17 protein-coding genes are annotated in these 16,662 nt (G+C 68.0%); 13 read left to right on the top strand and 4 right to left on the bottom strand.

Annotated features, from left to right (window positions below):
* The first annotated feature begins 20 nt into the window (after window positions 1-20).
* The 5 genes from ACTJKF_RS07290 (at window position 21) to ACTJKF_RS07270 (ending at window position 5,201) form a co-directional block, all read left to right on the top strand.
* Window positions 21-1,349 carry a homoserine dehydrogenase gene (locus tag ACTJKF_RS07290; RefSeq protein WP_440622894.1) on the top strand — a complete coding sequence of 443 codons (1,329 nt, stop codon included), beginning with the start codon at window positions 21-23 and terminating at the stop codon, window positions 1,347-1,349.
* 14 nt (window positions 1,350-1,363) lie between these two features.
* Complete coding sequence (gene thrC / locus ACTJKF_RS07285) at window positions 1,364-2,815, top strand: threonine synthase (RefSeq protein WP_440622892.1); 1,452 nt, start codon at window positions 1,364-1,366, stop codon at window positions 2,813-2,815.
* A gap of 275 nt (window positions 2,816-3,090) precedes the next feature.
* Entirely contained in the window at window positions 3,091-4,338 is a 1,248-nt protein-coding gene (locus ACTJKF_RS07280) for a molybdopterin molybdotransferase MoeA (protein ID WP_440622891.1), read from the top strand.
* Between the two features lie 19 nt (window positions 4,339-4,357).
* A complete protein-coding gene (moaD, locus tag ACTJKF_RS07275) occupies window positions 4,358-4,615 on the top strand; it encodes a molybdopterin converting factor subunit 1 (RefSeq protein WP_440622889.1) in 258 nt (85 codons plus the stop codon).
* Between the two features lie 109 nt (window positions 4,616-4,724).
* Window positions 4,725-5,201, top strand: a complete 477-nt coding sequence (locus ACTJKF_RS07270) for a molybdenum cofactor biosynthesis protein MoaE (protein ID WP_440622887.1) — start codon at window positions 4,725-4,727, stop codon at window positions 5,199-5,201.
* Window positions 5,202-5,264: 63 nt separating this feature from the next.
* On the opposite strand, the gene ACTJKF_RS07265 is transcribed toward ACTJKF_RS07270, so the two are convergent.
* Window positions 5,265-5,825 carry a group III truncated hemoglobin gene (locus tag ACTJKF_RS07265; protein ID WP_440622886.1) on the bottom strand — a complete coding sequence of 187 codons (561 nt, stop codon included), beginning with the start codon at window positions 5,823-5,825 and terminating at the stop codon, window positions 5,265-5,267.
* A 275-nt stretch (window positions 5,826-6,100) separates the two neighbouring features.
* On the opposite strand from ACTJKF_RS07265, the gene ACTJKF_RS07260 reads away from it, so the two are divergent.
* Both ACTJKF_RS07260 and clpB read left to right on the top strand, forming a co-directional pair.
* Window positions 6,101-6,619 carry an Rrf2 family transcriptional regulator gene (locus tag ACTJKF_RS07260; protein ID WP_440622885.1) on the top strand — a complete coding sequence of 173 codons (519 nt, stop codon included), beginning with the start codon at window positions 6,101-6,103 and terminating at the stop codon, window positions 6,617-6,619.
* Between the two features lie 157 nt (window positions 6,620-6,776).
* A complete protein-coding gene (gene clpB, locus ACTJKF_RS07255) occupies window positions 6,777-9,374 on the top strand; it encodes an ATP-dependent chaperone ClpB (protein ID WP_440622884.1) in 2,598 nt (865 codons plus the stop codon).
* 131 nt (window positions 9,375-9,505) lie between these two features.
* Here the strand turns inward: clpB and ACTJKF_RS07250 are convergent, their stop codons facing one another.
* Both ACTJKF_RS07250 and ACTJKF_RS07245 read right to left on the bottom strand, forming a co-directional pair.
* Window positions 9,506-9,934, bottom strand: a complete 429-nt coding sequence (locus ACTJKF_RS07250) for a YidB family protein (protein ID WP_440622883.1) — start codon at window positions 9,932-9,934, stop codon at window positions 9,506-9,508.
* Window positions 9,935-10,022: 88 nt separating this feature from the next.
* The gene (locus tag ACTJKF_RS07245; protein WP_440622882.1) at window positions 10,023-10,670 is read right to left on the bottom strand and encodes a ComEA family DNA-binding protein; all 648 of its coding nucleotides are present in this window, start codon (window positions 10,668-10,670) and stop codon (window positions 10,023-10,025) included.
* A gap of 286 nt (window positions 10,671-10,956) precedes the next feature.
* Here ACTJKF_RS07245 and ACTJKF_RS07240 point away from each other — a divergent pair, with 286 nt between their 5' ends.
* Together ACTJKF_RS07240 and ACTJKF_RS07235 are read left to right on the top strand one after the other, a co-directional pair.
* Complete coding sequence (locus ACTJKF_RS07240) at window positions 10,957-11,418, top strand: MerR family transcriptional regulator (RefSeq protein WP_440622881.1); 462 nt, start codon at window positions 10,957-10,959, stop codon at window positions 11,416-11,418.
* Window positions 11,402-11,839, top strand: a complete 438-nt coding sequence (locus tag ACTJKF_RS07235; protein ID WP_440622880.1) for a carboxymuconolactone decarboxylase family protein — start codon at window positions 11,402-11,404, stop codon at window positions 11,837-11,839. Before ACTJKF_RS07240 ends, ACTJKF_RS07235 begins: the two co-directional genes overlap by 17 nt.
* 28 nt (window positions 11,840-11,867) lie before the next feature.
* On the opposite strand, the gene ACTJKF_RS07230 is transcribed toward ACTJKF_RS07235, so the two are convergent.
* Complete coding sequence (locus tag ACTJKF_RS07230; RefSeq protein WP_440622879.1) at window positions 11,868-13,799, bottom strand: sigma-54-dependent Fis family transcriptional regulator; 1,932 nt, start codon at window positions 13,797-13,799, stop codon at window positions 11,868-11,870.
* Window positions 13,800-13,948: 149 nt separating this feature from the next.
* On the opposite strand from ACTJKF_RS07230, the gene ACTJKF_RS07225 reads away from it, so the two are divergent.
* From ACTJKF_RS07225 to ACTJKF_RS07210, 4 genes are read left to right on the top strand one after another with little or no spacing between them, the layout of a single operon-like run.
* On the top strand, window positions 13,949-14,326 hold the full coding sequence (locus ACTJKF_RS07225; RefSeq protein ID WP_440622878.1) for a hypothetical protein: 378 nt from the start codon (window positions 13,949-13,951) through the stop codon (window positions 14,324-14,326).
* Window positions 14,323-15,381 (top strand): ATP-NAD kinase family protein, encoded by a 1,059-nt coding sequence (locus tag ACTJKF_RS07220; RefSeq protein WP_440622877.1) that lies wholly within the window; start codon window positions 14,323-14,325, stop codon window positions 15,379-15,381. Before ACTJKF_RS07225 ends, ACTJKF_RS07220 begins: the two co-directional genes overlap by 4 nt.
* A gap of 59 nt (window positions 15,382-15,440) precedes the next feature.
* Complete coding sequence (locus ACTJKF_RS07215) at window positions 15,441-15,584, top strand: hypothetical protein (RefSeq protein WP_440622876.1); 144 nt, start codon at window positions 15,441-15,443, stop codon at window positions 15,582-15,584.
* A 41-nt stretch (window positions 15,585-15,625) separates the two neighbouring features.
* Window positions 15,626-16,609, top strand: a complete 984-nt coding sequence (locus ACTJKF_RS07210) for a thiamine pyrophosphate-dependent dehydrogenase E1 component subunit alpha (RefSeq protein WP_440622875.1) — start codon at window positions 15,626-15,628, stop codon at window positions 16,607-16,609.
* Window positions 16,610-16,662: the final 53 nt, after the last annotated feature.

The following is a 16,662-nucleotide window of genomic DNA, read 5'->3' as shown; positions in this document are numbered from 1 at the left end:
ACTCATCGATCACACGCAGCATGGAACCGATCAAAGTTGGCCTGTTGGGCTTCGGCACCGTCGGCAGCGGCACCTTCACGGTGCTGCACCGCAACCAGGAAGAAATCAAGCGACGCGCGGGGCGCGGCATCGAGGTGGCGCGCATTGCGGTGCGCAACCCGGCCAAGGCGCAGGCCGCGCTCGGCGATCACGCCGGCAACGTGCAGATCACCGACGATTTCAACGCGGTCGTCGACGATCCGTCGATCTCGATCATCGCCGAGATGATCGGCGGCACGGGCATCGCGCGCGAGCTCGTGCTGCGCGCGATCGCGAACGGCAAGCACGTCGTGACGGCGAACAAGGCGCTGCTCGCGGTGCATGGCACCGAGATCTTCGAGGCCGCGCGCGAGCAAGGCGTGATGGTCGCGTTCGAGGCGGCCGTCGCGGGTGGCATCCCGATCATCAAGGCGCTGCGCGAAGGCCTGACCGCGAACCGCATCCAGTACATCGCGGGCATCATCAACGGCACGACGAACTACATCCTGTCGGAAATGCGCGACCGCGGCCTCGACTTCGCGACCGCGCTAAAGGCCGCGCAGGAACTCGGCTACGCGGAAGCCGATCCGACCTTCGACATCGAAGGCGTCGACGCCGCGCACAAGGCGACCATCATGAGCGCGATCGCGTTCGGCGTGCCGGTGCAGTTCGACCGCGCTTACGTCGAAGGCATCAGCAAGCTCGACGCGACCGACATCCGCTATGCGGAAGAACTCGGCTACCGGATCAAGCTGCTCGGCATCGCGCGCCGCGCCGAACATGGCATCGAGCTGCGCGTGCATCCGACGCTGATCCCCGAGAAGCGCCTGCTCGCGAACGTCGAGGGCGCGATGAACGCCGTCGTCGTGCACGGCGATGCAGTGGGCACGACGCTGTACTACGGCAAGGGCGCGGGCGCGGAACCGACCGCGTCGGCGGTCGTCGCGGATCTCGTCGACGTCACGCGCCTGCACACGGCCGACCCTGAACATCGCGTGCCGCATCTCGCGTTCCAGCCGGACAGCCTGTCGAACACGCCGATCCTGCCGATCGAGGAAGTGACGAGCGGCTACTACCTGCGCCTGCGCGTGGCCGACCAGACCGGCGTGCTCGCCGACATCACGCGCATTCTCGCCGCGACCGGCATCTCGATCGACGCGCTGCTGCAGAAGGAATCGGAGCAGGTCGACGACGCGAACGGCGAAACCGACATCATCCTGATCACGCACGAGACGCTCGAGAAGCACGTCAACGCGGCGATCGCGCAGATCGAAAGCCTCGCGACGGTGGTGTCGAAGGTGACGAAGCTGCGCATGGAAGCGCTGAACTGAGGACCAGGACCGACATGAACTACATCTCCACGCGCGGCGCCGGCATCGGCGAGCGCCACACGTTCTCCGACATCCTGCTCGGCGGCCTCGCGAAGGACGGCGGGCTGTACCTGCCGGCCGAATACCCGAAGGTGTCCGCCGACGAACTCGCGCGCTGGCGCACGCTGTCGTACGCGGATCTCGCGTTCGAGATCCTGGCGAAGTTCTGCGACGACGTGCCGGCCGACGACCTGCGCGCGATCACGCGCCGCACGTATACGGCTGCCGTATACAGCAACACGCGCCACGGCGAGAGCGCGTCCGACATCACGCCGCTGAAGACGCTCGGCACCGAGAACGGCGCGGCGCTGTCGCTGCTCGAACTGTCGAACGGCCCGACGCTCGCGTTCAAGGACATGGCGATGCAGCTGCTCGGCAACCTGTTCGAGTACACGCTCGCGAAGCACGGCGAAGCGCTGAACATCCTCGGCGCGACGTCGGGCGACACGGGCAGCGCGGCCGAATACGCGATGCGCGGCAAGGCCGGCGTGCGCGTGTTCATGCTGTCGCCGCACAAGAAGATGAGCGCGTTCCAGACGGCCCAGATGTTCAGCCTGCAGGATCCGAACATCTTCAATCTCGCGGTCGAGGGCGTGTTCGACGACTGCCAGGACATCGTGAAGGCCGTGTCCAACGATCACGCGTTCAAGGCGCAGCAGAAGATCGGCACGGTCAACTCGATCAACTGGGCGCGCGTCGTCGCGCAGGTCGTGTACTACTTCAAGGGCTATTTCGCGGCGACCAAGTCGAACGACGAGCACGTGTCGTTCACGGTGCCGTCGGGCAACTTCGGCAACGTCTGCGCGGGCCACATCGCACGGATGATGGGCCTGCCGATCGCGAAGCTCGTGGTCGCGACCAACGAGAACGACGTGCTCGACGAGTTCTTCCGCACCGGCGCATATCGCGTGCGCAGCGCCGAGAACACGTATCACACCAGCAGCCCGAGCATGGACATCTCGAAGGCGTCGAACTTCGAGCGCTTCGTGTTCGACCTGCTCGGCCGCGATCCGGCGCGCGTGATGCAGCTGTTCCGCGACGTCGAGGAGAAGGGCGGCTTCGATCTCGCGGCGAGCGGCGATTTCGCGCGTGTGGCCGAGTTCGGCTTCGTGTCGGGCCGCAGCAGCCACGCCGATCGCATCGCGACGATCCGCGACGTGTTCTCGCGCTACGACACGATGATCGATACGCACACGGCCGACGGCGTGAAGGTCGCGCGCGAGCATCTCGACGCGGGCGTGCCGATGGTCGTGCTCGAGACGGCGCAGCCGATCAAGTTCGGCGAGACGATCCGCGAAGCGCTCGATCGCGAAGCCGAGCGGCCGGCCGCATTTGACGGGCTCGAGGCGCTGCCGCAGCGTTTCGAGGTCGTGAAGGCCGACGCGCAGCAGGTGAAGGACTTCATCGTCGCGCATACGGGCGCATGACGTAGCGCCGGCCGCCGGGTGTGCAAGTCCGGCGGCGCAGGACGGCCGGAATGCCGATTCGTCGCACGAGTCGGGGTTCCGGCCGTTTCGTTTGGTGCGTCGGGTGGCGCCGTGCCGTGCACGTGCGTGTCGCCTGACGGCCGACGCCGCGCGAAACAAGTGCCAGTGCCGCGCGTTCGCGCCGATCACAGTTTTCGCATGTCGGCCATATCGCGCGTGGGCGCGACGGCGTCGCTACAATGACGTATTGACTCCAACGATCCCCGATTCCATCGATGTCGAACCCGAATCCCGCGGCGCCGCGCGCGCCGATGCTGTCGACCGCCGAAGCGCTCGCCGCGCTGCTCGATGCCGCGAAGCCGCTGCCCGGTGCCGAAACCGTCGCCACGCTCGATGCGCTCGGCCGCGTGCTGGCCGCCGACGTGAGCTCGCCGCTCGACGTGCCGCCGATGCATACGAGCGCGATGGACGGCTATGCGGTGCGCGTTGCCGACCTGCTGCATGGCGAGCGGCGCCTGCCGGTGTCGCAGCGGATTCCGGCCGGCCATCCGGCCGCGCCGCTCGCGGCGGGCACGGCCGCGCGGATTTTCACCGGCGCGACGGTGCCGCCTGGCGCCGACGCCGTCGTGATGCAGGAGCAGACGGCGGCCGACGGCGACGCGGTCGAGATCCTCCACACGCCGAAGGCCGGTGAATGGATCACCGCGCAGGGTGCGGACATCCGCCACGGCTCGGTGATCCTGCCGGCCGGCACGCGGCTCACGCCGCAGGCGCTCGGCCTCGCCGCATCGGTCGGCTGCGCGCAGCTGTCGGTCGCGCGGCGGATTCGCGTCGCGGTGTTCTTCACCGGCGACGAACTGACGATGCCGGGCGAGCCGCTGAAGCCCGGCGCGATCTACAACTCGAACCGCTTCACGCTGCGCGGGCTGCTCGAGCGGCTCGGCTGCCACGTGACCGACTACGGGATCGTGCCCGACTCGCTCGCGGCGACCCGCGACACGCTGCGCGAGGCCGCACGCGATCACGACGTGATCCTGACGAGCGGCGGCGTATCGGTCGGCGACGAGGATCACGTGAAGCCGGCCGTCGAGGCCGAGGGGCGGCTCGCGCTGTGGCAGATCGCGATGAAGCCCGGCAAGCCGCTCGCGTTTGGTGCGGTGCGGCGCGGCGGCGAGCGTCCCGACGCGCACTTCATCGGGCTGCCTGGCAACCCCGTGTCGAGCTTCGTCACGTTCCTGCTGTTCGTGCGGCCGTTCCTGCTGCGCCTGTCCGGCGTGCGCGACGTCGCGCCGCGCGCGCTGTCGCTGCGCGCGGACTTCTCGCAGAGCAAGGGCGACCGGCGCAACGAATTCCTGCGCGCGCGCGTCAACGCGGCCGGCGGCCTCGACCTGTTCCCGAACCAGAGTTCGGCGGTGCTGACGTCGACGGTCTGGGGCGACGGCCTGATCGACAATCCGCCGCAACACGCGATCAGCGCGGGCGAGACCGTGCGTTTCATTCCGTTTTCCGAACTGCTGTCGTAACGCGACGGCTTCCCGATCTATGAAGATTCAACTGAAATTCTTTGCAAGCGTGCGCGAGGCGCTGGGCGTGTCCGACGAACGGGCCGACGTGCCGGACGGCGTGACGACCGTCGGCGACGTGCGCGCGTGGCTGCGCCTGCGCGGCGGCGCGTGGGCCGAGACGCTCGCCGAAGGGCGCGCGTTGCGCATGGCGTGCAATCACGAGATGACCGGCGCCGACACGCGGCTCACCGATGGCTGCGAGGTCGCGTTTTTTCCGCCGGTGACGGGCGGCTGAGCTTTGCATGGGACCGGAGTAAGCGCTAAAGCGCTAAGTCTGGGTCGACCGCGAAGCATGGGACCGGAGTAAGCGCTAAAGCGCTAACTCCGGTCGACAGGGGCAGACAATGGCAACAGTACGAGTCCAGACCGGCGATTTCGACCTGAACACCGAAGTCGCGGCATTGCGCGCACGCAACCCGAAGATCGGCGCGGTCGCATGTTTCGTCGGCACGGTGCGCGACCTGAACGAAGGCGATGCGGTCGCCGCGATGGAGCTCGAGCACTATCCGGGGATGACCGAGAAGGCGCTTGAGAAGATCGCCGCGGAGGCTGGCCGGCGCTGGCCGGGGATCGACGTCGCGATCGTGCATCGTGTCGGCCGGCTGCAGCCGCTCGACCAGATCGTGATGGTCGCGACGGTCGCGTCGCATCGCGGCGATGCGTTCGCGTCGTGCGAGTTCGTGATGGACTATCTGAAGACCGAGGCGCCGTTCTGGAAGAAGGAAACGACACCGGACGGCGAGCGCTGGGTCGATGCCCGCAGCACCGACGATGCGGCGCTCGCGCGCTGGGGCGTCGAATCGGGCAATACGCCGCGTTGAGCGCGGCGTGCGACGCATGCGGCGATGTGCCGCACGCGTTCGATTGTCGCGAGCGTCGGCCTGTCAGGCGTCCGGATCGGTGCTGCGCCCGATGATCTTCGTCGGAAACGGCTCGCCGCGGGCGCGGGACGGCAGCGCGTGCGGATCGTCGCCCGTGTCGCGGCGGCGTGGCGCAACCGCATCGAGCAGCGCCTGCTGCTCCGGCGGAATCTGATAATCCCAGCCGAAGCGGCTCAGCTGCAGGCTCTGCGCGATCCGCAGCGCGGGCTCCATGAAGCGGATGGCCGCAGGCGGTGTGTAGCGCCCCTCGACGGTCTTCAGGAACAGCGCCAGCCAGCGGCTGAAATGCGCGGGCTCGACGCCTTCGAGCGGCTGGTGTGCCTGCTGCACGTTGCCGCGATAGCCCTTGGTGCCGAGCACGAGGCTCGACCAGAAGCTGACCATCTTCGGCAGATGGTCGTCCCAGCGGCCTTCGAGCTTCGCATCGAACACGGGCCCGAGCAGCGGATCGGCGCGTACGCGGTCGTAGAACGCATACACGAGGTCGCGAATGTTGTCCTCGGTCGGTTCGTCGTCGCGTGGGCGGGCCGGGGCGGTATCGGGCGAGGCGGGCAGGGCGGTCATGGCAAAAAGGGCCGGAAAATCGAGGCGTGGGCGGGACGTTGGCCGCACATCGGCAGACCGGTTGCGCGGGCAGTGCGCAGGACGCCGACAGAATTTTGACGCAAAATAGCGTCCACCGATGCCTGAGAAATGTGTGGATGCCATGCATCTTATTGCGTGCAGGCCGTGCCGGCAACCCGGTGCCGCCAGGCATCCCCGCCAGCCGGCCCGGCGCGCGCTCCGATCGACCCGGTCAGCATCATCGGGGCACGATCGATAATTTTCCGTATTCGCTCATGAGACTCACCGACTACACCGACTACTCGCTGCGCGTCATGCTGTATCTCGCCGTGCGCGGCGAGGGGCTCGCGACGATCCAGGAGATCTCGGACGCCTACGGCATCTCGAAGAACCATCTGATGAAGGTCGTCCAGCAGCTCGGCGAGCTCGGCTGGGTCGACACCGTTCGCGGCCGCAACGGCGGGCTGCGGCTGTTTCCCGACTCGCTGAAGCTGACGGTCGGCCAGGTGGTGCGCGCGACCGAGAGCGACTTCGCGCTGGTCGGCTGCTTTGCGGCCGACGGCGGCGAGCCGCGCGGCTGCGTGATCGAGCCGCAGTGTCGCCTGAAGGGCGTGCTGGCGGCCGCGCGCGACGCGTTCTTCGCCGAACTCGACCGTCATACGATCGGCGAACTGGCCGCGCCCGCGTCGCCGCTCGCCACGCTGCTGGGCCTTCGCCCGATCGCGCTCGTGCGTGCCGAGCCAGCCGGGGATGAAGCAGCGGCGTCCGCCGAAGCGCCGTCGAAGGCCGGCTGACACGCCGGTGCCGCACGCCGTCATCCGGCTGCAGCGCGCCCGCGGGCCGCTGTCTCGACGCATCCCGATTTTTGCGCTGAATCAACCCGAATTTCGCTTGAAACCCGCATAAGCATCCTCATCTTGGTGTTAATCGAAAATTGGAGGTCTCGACAAAATGAGAATCGACAAGCTCACCACCAAGTTCCAGGAAGCACTCGCGGACGCGCAAAGCCTTGCGGCAGGCCGCGACAATCAATACATCGAACCCGTTCACGTGCTGGCGGCGCTGGTCGCGCAGCACGACGGCTCCGCTCGCTCGCTGATGTCGCGTGCCGGCGTTCACGTGCAGGCGCTGCAAGGCGCGCTGAACGAGGCCATCTCGCGCCTGCCGCAAGTGACGGGCACGGGCGGCGACATCCAGATCGGCCGTGAACTGGCCGGGCTGCTGAACCAGGCCGACAAGGAAGCGCAGAAGCTCAACGACACGTTCATCGCGAGCGAGATGTTCCTGCTCGCCGTGTCCGACGACAAGGGCGACGCCGGCAAGCTCGCGCGCCAGCACGGCCTCACGCGCAAGGCGCTCGAAGCCGCGATCGCCGCGGTGCGCGGTGGCTCGCAGGTGCACAGCCAGGACGCCGAAAGCCAGCGCGAGGCGCTGAAGAAATACACGGTCGACCTGACCGAGCGCGCCCGCGCGGGCAAGCTCGACCCGGTGATCGGCCGCGACGACGAAATCCGCCGCTCGATCCAGATCCTGCAGCGCCGCACCAAGAACAACCCGGTGCTGATCGGCGAGCCGGGCGTCGGCAAGACGGCGATCGTCGAAGGGCTCGCGCAGCGGATCGTCAACGGCGAAGTGCCCGAGACGCTGAAGGGCAAGCGCGTGCTGTCGCTCGACATGGCCGCGCTGCTCGCCGGCGCGAAGTATCGCGGCGAGTTCGAGGAGCGCCTGAAGGCGGTGCTCAACGACATCGCGAAGGACGAAGGCCAGACGATCGTCTTCATCGACGAAATCCACACGATGGTCGGTGCCGGCAAGGCCGAAGGCGCGATGGACGCGGGCAACATGCTGAAGCCGGCGCTGTCGCGCGGCGAGCTGCACTGCATCGGCGCGACCACGCTCGACGAATACCGCAAGTACATCGAGAAGGATGCCGCGCTCGAGCGCCGCTTCCAGAAGGTGCTCGTCGACGAGCCGAGCGTCGAGGCGACGATCGCGATCCTGCGCGGGCTGCAGGAGAAGTACGAACTGCACCACGGCGTCGACATCACCGACCCGGCGATCGTCTCCGCGGCCGAGTTGTCGCATCGCTACATCACCGACCGGTTCCTGCCGGACAAGGCGATCGACCTGATCGACGAGGCCGCATCGAAGATCAAGATGGAAATCGATTCGAAGCCCGAAGAGATGGACAAGCTCGACCGCCGGCTGATCCAGCTGAAGATCGAGCGCGAAGCCGTGAAGAAGGAGCAGGACGAAGCGTCGCAGAAGCGCCTGCAACTGATCGAGGAAGAGATCGATCGTCTCGGCCGCGAGTATGCGGACCTGGAAGAGATCTGGACCGCCGAGAAGGCCGCGGTGCAGGGCAGCGCGCAGCTCAAGGAAGAGATCGAGAAGGTGCGCGCCGACATCGCGCGTCTGCAGCGCGAAGGCAAGCTGGAGAAGGTCGCCGAGCTGCAGTACGGCAAGCTGCCGCAGCTCGAGTCGCAACTGAAGCAGGTCACGCAGGCTGAAGAGCAGGAGCAGCACAACCCGACGCGTCCGCGCCTGCTGCGCACGCAGGTCGGTGCGGAAGAAATCGCGGAAGTCGTGTCGCGCGCCACCGGGATTCCCGTGTCGCGGATGATGCAGGGCGAACGCGAGAAGCTGCTGCACATCGAGGAAAAGCTGCACGAGCGCGTGGTCGGCCAGCACGAGGCGATCAGCGCGGTCGCGGATGCGATCCGTCGTTCGCGCGCGGGTCTCGCCGATCCGAACCGTCCGTACGGCTCGTTCCTGTTCCTCGGCCCGACGGGGGTCGGCAAGACCGAGCTGTGCAAGGCGCTGGCGTCGTTCCTGTTCGATTCGGAAGAGCATCTGATCCGCATCGACATGAGCGAGTTCATGGAGAAGCACAGCGTCGCGCGGCTGATCGGCGCGCCGCCGGGCTATGTCGGCTACGAGGAAGGCGGCTACCTGACGGAAGCCGTGCGCCGCAAGCCGTACAGCGTGATCCTGCTCGACGAGATCGAGAAGGCGCATCCGGACGTGTTCAACGTGCTGCTGCAGGTGCTCGACGACGGCCGCATGACGGACGGGCAGGGGCGTACGGTCGACTTCAAGAACACGGTGATCGTGATGACGTCGAACCTCGGCTCGCAGGTGATCCAGGCCATGACGGGTGCGCCGCAGGAAGACATCAAGGACGCGGTGTGGCTCGAAGTGAAGCAGCACTTCCGTCCCGAGTTCCTGAACCGGATCGACGATGTCGTCGTGTTCCATGCGCTCGATCGCAGCAACATCGAGTCGATCGCGAAGATCCAGCTCGCACGCCTGCACGACCGGCTCGCGAAGCTCGACATGGCGCTCGACGTGTCGCCGGCGGCGCTCGAACAGATCGCGAAGGTCGGCTACGATCCGGTGTTCGGTGCGCGGCCGCTGAAGCGCGCGATCCAGCAGGAGATCGAGAACCCGGTCGCGAAGCTGATCCTCGCGGGCCGTTTCGGTCCGAAGGACGTGATCCCGGTCGACGTCAACGACGGCAAGTTCGTGTTCGACCGCGTCGTGCACTGAGCGCCGGTGATCGGCCGCCCGCCCGGTTCACGCCGGGCGCGCAAAAACAAACACCCCGCTCAGGCGGGGTGTTTGCATAGGGAGCGGCCGAAACGATCGAAACGGCTGCCTGGGCTGTCAGGCGTGCGGGCTCAGGCCTTGTTGCCGCCGAACATGCCGGCGAGCTGCGTGAGCGTGCCGAGCACGTTCGACGTGTCGACCTGGCCGCCGGCCGGCACTTCGCCGTTCGGCGTCGCGCCGTTGACGACGTGCGGCAGCACCTGCGCGAGGATCGACGATGCCTGCGACGGGTCGATGCCGACCTTGCTCGCGAGCGAGCCGACGACGTCGGAGCCCAGCACGTTCTGCAGCGTGTCGGCCGAGATCGGCTGGTTTTCGCCGTTGCCGACCCACGAGCCGATCACGTCGCCGGCACCGCCGGCCTTGAACTTCTCGATCAGCCCGTTCAGGCCGCCCGGCTGGTTGTTGATGAATTCGAGCGCGGTCGTGATGAGTGCGCTTTGCGAGTTGCCGCCGGCCTGGCCGCCGATCAGACCGCCAACGATATCGAGGAGACCCATGGTTCTTCACCTTTACTGAAAAGGGCGCCGTAACGACGGCGCCCGTTGAACGAATGCCGCGCGCACGCCGTCGCGCGCGCGGCGCACATCAGGCGCCCGACGCCGCGGCGGCGGAGGCTGCCTTGTCCTTCTTGCTCTTCTTCTTCGAACCCTTCGTCGCCTTCGTGGACGACGCTGCGGCCGGTGCGCTTGCGCTCGCACCCGCACCCGCACCCGCACCCGCACCCGCACCCGCACCCGCACCCGCGGATGCCGCGGCGGCGGCCGCCGCCTTGTCCTTCTTCGACGCGCGCTTGCTCTTGGCCGGCTTGGTCGTCGCTTCCGGGGCGCTCGCGGCCGGTGCCGCCGTCGTCGTGCCGGCCGTCGCGGTCGTCGACGTGGAGGCGGTGCCGGCCGACGTCGTGGCTGACGTCGTCGTCGACGTCGTCGCGGCCGGTTTCGACAGCTTCACGCCTTTCGGCGGCGTCGCCGAGCCGCCGATCGTCAGGCCGTTTTCCTCGAGATGCCCGACCGACTTCGTACCGAGACCCTTGACGCGGTTCGCGAGATCGTCCGCATCCTTGAACGGGCCGTTCTTGGTGCGTTCGTCGATGATCGCCTTCGACTTCACGGGCCCGAGGCCCTTCACCGATTCGAGCGCGGCCTGGTCGGCCGTGTTGACTTCGACGGCCGCGGCGAGGCCGGCGGCAAGCGACAGCGATAGCGCGACGAACAGCATCAGCAGCTTTTTCAGCATGGCAAAGGCTCCGTGGTTCTGACGAATGAATGGCTGTTGCAACGGACGGCGGGGCGAGACCTGGCCGGGCGTCGCCGTTAAGCATAGGACAAATGCGTGCCCTTTTTAAGACAGGCTGACCGAATCTTGCTGAAGGCTTGCGCTGCTGTAAAGACGGAAAGCCGCGCCGGGCGGCCATTTTGACCATTCTTTACGGTGTCCGCCGCGGTGATGGCGGATGGTCGGACTTGGCTGTTCGACAACGCTTGACTTAGAGTGAACTCTAACTCCTAACCTTGTTCCTGCCATGTCGAAAACCGTATCCAAACCTTCCGCCGCCGGTCCGCTGACGATCGGGCAAGTTGCCGAACTGACCGGCGTGTCGACGCATACGCTGCGGTATTACGAGCAGGCCGGCCTGCTGCGCGCGATTTCGCGCACGGCGGCCGGGCACCGGCTCTATGCGCCGGCCGACCTTGACTGGCTGGCCTTCGTGATGCGCCTGAAGGCGACCGGCATGCCGATCGCGCAGATGCAGCAGTTCGCGGCGCTGCGCGCGGAAGGCGAGTCGACGTTCGGCGCGCGGCGGCGCTTGCTGGTCGCGCATCGCGACGCGGTGCGTTCGCATATCGCGGAGCTGCAGGCGAGTCTCGATGCGATCGGCGACAAGATCGCGTACTACGAGACGCAGGAAGGCGAGACGGAACGACGGGCGAACCCTTCTCAATCATCCCCGGAACAGGACGAACACCATGGAACGACTCGTTGAAGATCGCTACACGCGCGGCTGGAACAAACTGAAGGAAATCGACGGCGAAGTGGGCGAGCGCGTGATCGCGGCGCTTGCGCCGATCGCACCGGACTTCGGGCGGCTGCTGGTCGAATTCGGCTTCGGCGACATCTACAGCCGGCCGCAGCTCGACCTGAAGGCGCGCGAGATCGCGACGATCGCCGCGCTGGCGGCGCTCGGCAATGCCCAGCCGCAACTGAAGGTGCATGTCGAGGCCGCGCTGAACGTCGGCTGCACACGCGACGAGATCGTCGAGGTATTCATGCAGATGGCCGTCTACGCAGGCTTTCCGGCTGCGCTCAACGCGTTGTTCGCCGCGCACGAGGTGTTCGTGCGTCGCGACGAAGCGGCCGGTCAGGACGGCGGCGGCACGACCGAAGCGGTCGCGCACGCCGCTTGATGCGTGGCGTGTTGCCGGGTTCGGCACGTCAGATGCGGTGCGGCGCGACGATCCGGTGTTTCGCGATCCGCCGGTACAGCGTCGCGCGCGAGATGCCGAGGGCCTGCGCGGCCGCGTCGGGCCGCCAGCGATGCGCGGTGAGGGCCGCGACGATGCGGCCGCGTTCGTCGTCCGGCAGTGCGCCGGCGGGACCGGCACCGAGCTGCGCGGCGAGATCGGCCGGCAGGTCGCGCCGCGTCACGCACGCGGCGTCGCACACCGCGCACGCATAGCGCAGCACGTTGCGCAGCTGCCGCACGTTGCCGGGCCATGGATACGCGGCGAGCTGCTCGGCGAGCGTCGCGTCGAGCGTGAGCACGTGGCCGGTTGCCTGCGCCTCCTCGCCGAACACCGTGGCGATCACGTCGCGCACGTCCGCGCGCTCGCGCAGCGGCGGAAGCTCGAACGTCGCGCCGCTCAACCGGTAATACAGATCCTCGCGGAACGTGCCGTCGGCCACCATCCGCGCGAGATCGCGGTGCGTCGCACAGACCACGTCGAGATCGACGCGCACCGGCGTATCGCTGCCGAGCGGCACGACCTCGCCGTCGGCGAGCACGCGCAGCAGGCGTGTCTGCAACGTAAGCGGCATGTCGCCGATTTCGTCGAGGAACAGCGTGCCGCCGTCGGCAAGCGCGATCTTGCCGCGTGCGCCATGCTTGCGTGCGCCGGTGAATGCGCCGGCCGCGTAGCCGAACAGTTCGCTTTCGATCAGCGCCTCGGGCAACGCGCCGCAGTTGACCGCGACGAATGGCCGCGCGCGTCGCACGCCGGCGTCGTGGATCGCGCGGGCGAACACTTCCTTGCCGGCGCCGGTTTCACCCAGCACGAGAATCGGCAGCCGCTTGCTCGCGACACGCAGCGCGAGTTCGGCCTGCTGCGCGATGCGCGCGTCGCTGCTGTGCAGGAACGGCGTCAGCGCGCCGACTTGGCGCTGCGCGGTGCCCGGGCGGCGCGATGCCGGGGCGGCCCGGGTCGTGCCGGTGTCGCGGCCGGCTCGCCGTAGCGGCGCACGCAACCGCACATAGAGCGGGGCGCCCGTCGCGCGCAGCCGCAGCGCGACGACGGCATCGAGCCGGGCGGCGTCACGCAGCGGCATCTCGGTCGCATCGAAGATCTCGTCGATATGGCGCGGCTCGCGCAGTGCCGGCAGCGCATCGCGCGCCTGCCGGTTCGCGGCGACGATATTGCCGCATTCGTCGAACGCGATCAGCCATTCGGGCTGTGCCTCGACGTAGTGGCGGTTCGGATGCCCGAACAAGATCCAGTACTGCGCGGTGCTGTGCACGAAATAGCCGTCCTCGATCAGCGCCGCGCTCTGCCGCACGAGCTGGTACACGAGGCGCTGGCTGTCGCGGCCGTCGGGCGACTGGACGGCCGATGCATCGAGCACGCCGATCAGTTCGCCGCCCGGCGAGAAGATCGGGGCCGCGCTGCACGTGAGCGTGGTGAAGGCCGCGCGGAAATGATCGGTCTTGTGCACGGTGATCGGCGCGAGATCGGTCAGCACGCTCGCGACGCCACAGGTGCCTTCCTCGCTTTCCGACCAGCACGAGCCGATGTGCAGTCCCGCATGACGGAAGTCGTTGCGGCGTTCGCGATCGATCCGGTAGTCGATCGTCACGCCGTGCGCGTCGGTCAGCATCACGCAATAGTCGGCGACGCGAATCATGTCGTGCAGGCGCGTCAGGCACTGGCCCGACGCGCGCAGGAAAGCCTCCTCCTTGTCGCGCACCTCGCGCAGCTCGGCCGCGGTCAGCACGCGCGGGCCGATCGACGAAGCGGGGTCGAGTGCATAACGCTCGAGCGAGCGCTGCCACGACGACACGAGACGCGCGGACTCGGCCGGCGCGGGCAGGCGTCCGGCGAGCGCGCCGAGCACACGGTCGGCGTGTTGGGCCTGGGGGACGGCATAGGGCATGGTCGGCTCCGGTTCCGTACGGCGGGTATTTCGATGTTCTTGTAGCACATCCGCTTGCGCGGATCACATTGCATTGCAGCACGCGCGCGGCGTGAGACGTTCGTCTCAGCGGTATCTCAGCCGGTCTCGAGCGGCTGAGACGCGTCGGCATGGCGGACGCGACGGCGGCCCGGCGCACCGCGACGCGCATCACACCGCGCTGCGCGTCGCTGGCCGGCCAATTCGCGGCGCGAATCAAGGTGCGGAAACCGGCGCGCGAGGCGATCGACGGCGTGAGACGCGCGGGCCATTTCGCGGAGCGCTCGGCTGCCAAAGCGGCCGGCACTGATGCCACGCATGCCCGCCGAGCCAGTCAGCACGCGGGTTTCGCCTTCGTCGCACACAGGGTGGCACGCCGCTTGCAGATATCCCGGCACGTCTGGCGCATTCGCGTCGGCGACGACGATCCGCTGCGCTGGATGACGGCGGACGATACCTGCAGGGCCGGCGCGCGAGCACCGGTCCACTGGATGGAGACAAGCCCGTGACGACGCCCGTGACCGTCGGCGTGATCGCGAACCCCGCATCGGGGCGCGACATTCGCCGCCTGACGACGCATGCATCCGTGTTCCCGACCGCGGAAAAGGCCAACATGGTCGTGCGCCTGCTCGCCGGCCTCGGCGCGATGGGCGTCGAGCGCGTGCTGACGCTGCGCGACAGGACGGGCATTGCGACGTTGCTGATGCGTGCACTCGATACGCATCGCGCGGTGGCGCCGCACGAGTGCTGGCCCGACGTCGAATTCGTGGACCTGCCTATCTCGGATACGGTCGCCGACACGCAGGCCGGCGCCGCCTACATGCGCCGGATGGAAGTTGCGCTGATCGTCGTGCTGGGCGGCGACGGCACGCATCGCGCGGTCGCCGCGCATTGCGGCGCGACGCCGCTCGTCGCGCTGTCCACCGGCACCAACAACGCATTTCCCGAACATCGCGAGGCGACCGTCGCGGGCATTGCAGCAGGGCTCGCCGCGGCCGGCATCGTGCCGGCCGAGGTTGCCTTCACGCGCAACAAGCGGCTCGTCGTGCGCTGCACGGCGGGTGCGAACGCCGGGCGCGAGGAGATCGCGCTCGTCGACGTGTGCGCCGCTCGCCAGCGCTTCATCGGTGCGCGCGCGATCTCGGGGCCCGACGACATCGACTCGCTCTACCTGACCTTCGCGGAGCCGGACGGCATCGGCCTGTCCGCGCTCGGCGGCGCGTGGGCGCCGCTCGAGCGCAGTGCGCCGCACGGGCTCGCGATGCGCTTTGCCGCCGGCGGCAAGACGGCCGGCACGCCGCTCGTCGCGCCGATCGCGCCCGGCCGTGTCGATCGCGTCGTGATGCGCAGCTGCGAGCGGCTCGAACCGGACGCGTGGCAGACGATCCCGTTCGAGCACGGCACGCTCGCGTTCGACGGCGAACGCGAAATCGAGGTCGTGCGCGGCGAGCGCTACGACATCGCGCTCGACTGGCACGGGCCGCTGACGGTCGATGTCGGCCGCACGCTGCGTTACGCGTCGTCGCGGCAGTTGCTGCGCGACGCCGGCGCGTGGCGCTTCTGATCGTGGCTTCTCGGCAGCACCTCGATCCGATTCGGCATCCTGAGCAAGGAGACATCACGATGGCAGCCTGTCTCGACGAACCGGTCGCCATCGTTGCTGCCGGCCCCCGTGGCATCGCGCGCAGGCAGGCCGCGCGCGCCGACGAGCGTTTCATGTTTCACCGACGGCCACCCGCCGCCGTGCAATCCGTCGCCGGGGCCTAGCCGCGGCGGCATTCGCAGTCAGACCTATCCAGGAGACACACATGACCGTTTCGACACAGCTCAGCAGGGACACGCTGCTGGACGCCTACCGGCTGATGCGCACGATCCGCGAATTCGAGGAGCGCCTGCACGTCGAGTTCGCGACCGGCGAAATCCCCGGCTTCGTTCATCTGTATGCGGGCGAGGAGGCCTCTGCGGTCGGCACGATGCTGCACCTCGGCCTTGAAGACTACGTCGCCACCACGCACCGCGGGCATGGCCACTGCATCGCGAAAGGCGTCGACGTGCACGGGATGATGGCCGAGATCTACGGCAAGAAGACGGGCGTCTGTCACGGCAAGGGCGGCTCGATGCACATCGCCGACCTGTCGATGGGGATGCTCGGCGCGAACGGGATCGTCGGTGCCGGCGGCCCGCTCGTGTGCGGCGCGGCGCTCGCCGCCCGGCACAAGAGGACGGGTGGCGTCGGCGTGTGTTTCTTCGGCGACGGCGCGTCGAACCAGGGCGTGATCTTCGAATCGATGAACCTCGCGTCGGTGTGGCGGCTGCCGGCGATCTTCGTCGCCGAAAACAACGGCTATGCGGAAGCAACGTCGTCGAGCTGGTCGGTCGCGACCGACAACATCGCCGATCGCGCGAACGGCTTCGGGATGCCGGGCGTGATCGTCGACGGCTTCGACTTCTTCGCGGTGCACGAGGCGCTCGGCGAAGCGGTCGCGCGCGCGCGCAACGGTGGCGGCCCGACGCTCGTCGAGGTGAAGTTCACGCGCTATTTCGGCCACTTCGAGGGTGATGCGCAGACCTACCGCGCGCCGGGCGAAGTGCAGAAGCTGCGCGACGAGAAGGACTGCCTGAAGCATTTCGAAACGCGCGTGGTGCGTGCCGAAGCGCTGACGACCGCAGAACTGCGTGCCGTCGATGCGCAGGTGAAGGCGCTGATCGACGACGCGGTCGCGCAGGCGAAGGCCGCGCCGCTGCCCGACGCGGCCGACCTGCTGACCGACGTGTACGTGTCGTACCCGTGAACGCGACGTGACGCAGCAGCCGGCACGGCGAACCGAATAACCCAGGAGACAGA

This window comes from Burkholderia sp. 22313 (assembly GCF_052045245.1).
Lineage (GTDB): Bacteria > Pseudomonadota > Gammaproteobacteria > Burkholderiales > Burkholderiaceae > Burkholderia.
Note: the sequence above shows the minus strand (reverse complement) of the source record. Positions and strands in the feature narration are given on the sequence as shown.

Excerpts from the sequence above, each read along its gene's own strand:
- ACTJKF_RS07290 (WP_440622894.1), top strand. The coding sequence starts at position 21 with ATGGAACCGATCAAAGTTGGCCTGTTGGGCTTCGGCACCGTCGGCAGC.
- thrC (WP_440622892.1), top strand. The coding sequence starts at position 1,364 with ATGAACTACATCTCCACGCGCGGCGCCGGCATCGGCGAGCGCCACACG.
- ACTJKF_RS07280 (WP_440622891.1), top strand. The coding sequence starts at position 3,091 with ATGTCGAACCCGAATCCCGCGGCGCCGCGCGCGCCGATGCTGTCGACC.
- moaD (WP_440622889.1), top strand. The coding sequence starts at position 4,358 with ATGAAGATTCAACTGAAATTCTTTGCAAGCGTGCGCGAGGCGCTGGGC.
- ACTJKF_RS07270 (WP_440622887.1), top strand. The coding sequence starts at position 4,725 with ATGGCAACAGTACGAGTCCAGACCGGCGATTTCGACCTGAACACCGAA.
- ACTJKF_RS07265 (WP_440622886.1), bottom strand. The coding sequence starts at position 5,825 with ATGACCGCCCTGCCCGCCTCGCCCGATACCGCCCCGGCCCGCCCACGC.
- ACTJKF_RS07260 (WP_440622885.1), top strand. The coding sequence starts at position 6,101 with ATGAGACTCACCGACTACACCGACTACTCGCTGCGCGTCATGCTGTAT.
- clpB (WP_440622884.1), top strand. The coding sequence starts at position 6,777 with ATGAGAATCGACAAGCTCACCACCAAGTTCCAGGAAGCACTCGCGGAC.
- ACTJKF_RS07250 (WP_440622883.1), bottom strand. The coding sequence starts at position 9,934 with ATGGGTCTCCTCGATATCGTTGGCGGTCTGATCGGCGGCCAGGCCGGC.
- ACTJKF_RS07245 (WP_440622882.1), bottom strand. The coding sequence starts at position 10,670 with ATGCTGAAAAAGCTGCTGATGCTGTTCGTCGCGCTATCGCTGTCGCTT.
- ACTJKF_RS07240 (WP_440622881.1), top strand. The coding sequence starts at position 10,957 with ATGTCGAAAACCGTATCCAAACCTTCCGCCGCCGGTCCGCTGACGATC.
- ACTJKF_RS07235 (WP_440622880.1), top strand. The coding sequence starts at position 11,402 with ATGGAACGACTCGTTGAAGATCGCTACACGCGCGGCTGGAACAAACTG.
- ACTJKF_RS07230 (WP_440622879.1), bottom strand. The coding sequence starts at position 13,799 with ATGCCCTATGCCGTCCCCCAGGCCCAACACGCCGACCGTGTGCTCGGC.
- ACTJKF_RS07225 (WP_440622878.1), top strand. The coding sequence starts at position 13,949 with ATGGCGGACGCGACGGCGGCCCGGCGCACCGCGACGCGCATCACACCG.
- ACTJKF_RS07215 (WP_440622876.1), top strand. The coding sequence starts at position 15,441 with ATGGCAGCCTGTCTCGACGAACCGGTCGCCATCGTTGCTGCCGGCCCC.
- ACTJKF_RS07210 (WP_440622875.1), top strand. The coding sequence starts at position 15,626 with ATGACCGTTTCGACACAGCTCAGCAGGGACACGCTGCTGGACGCCTAC.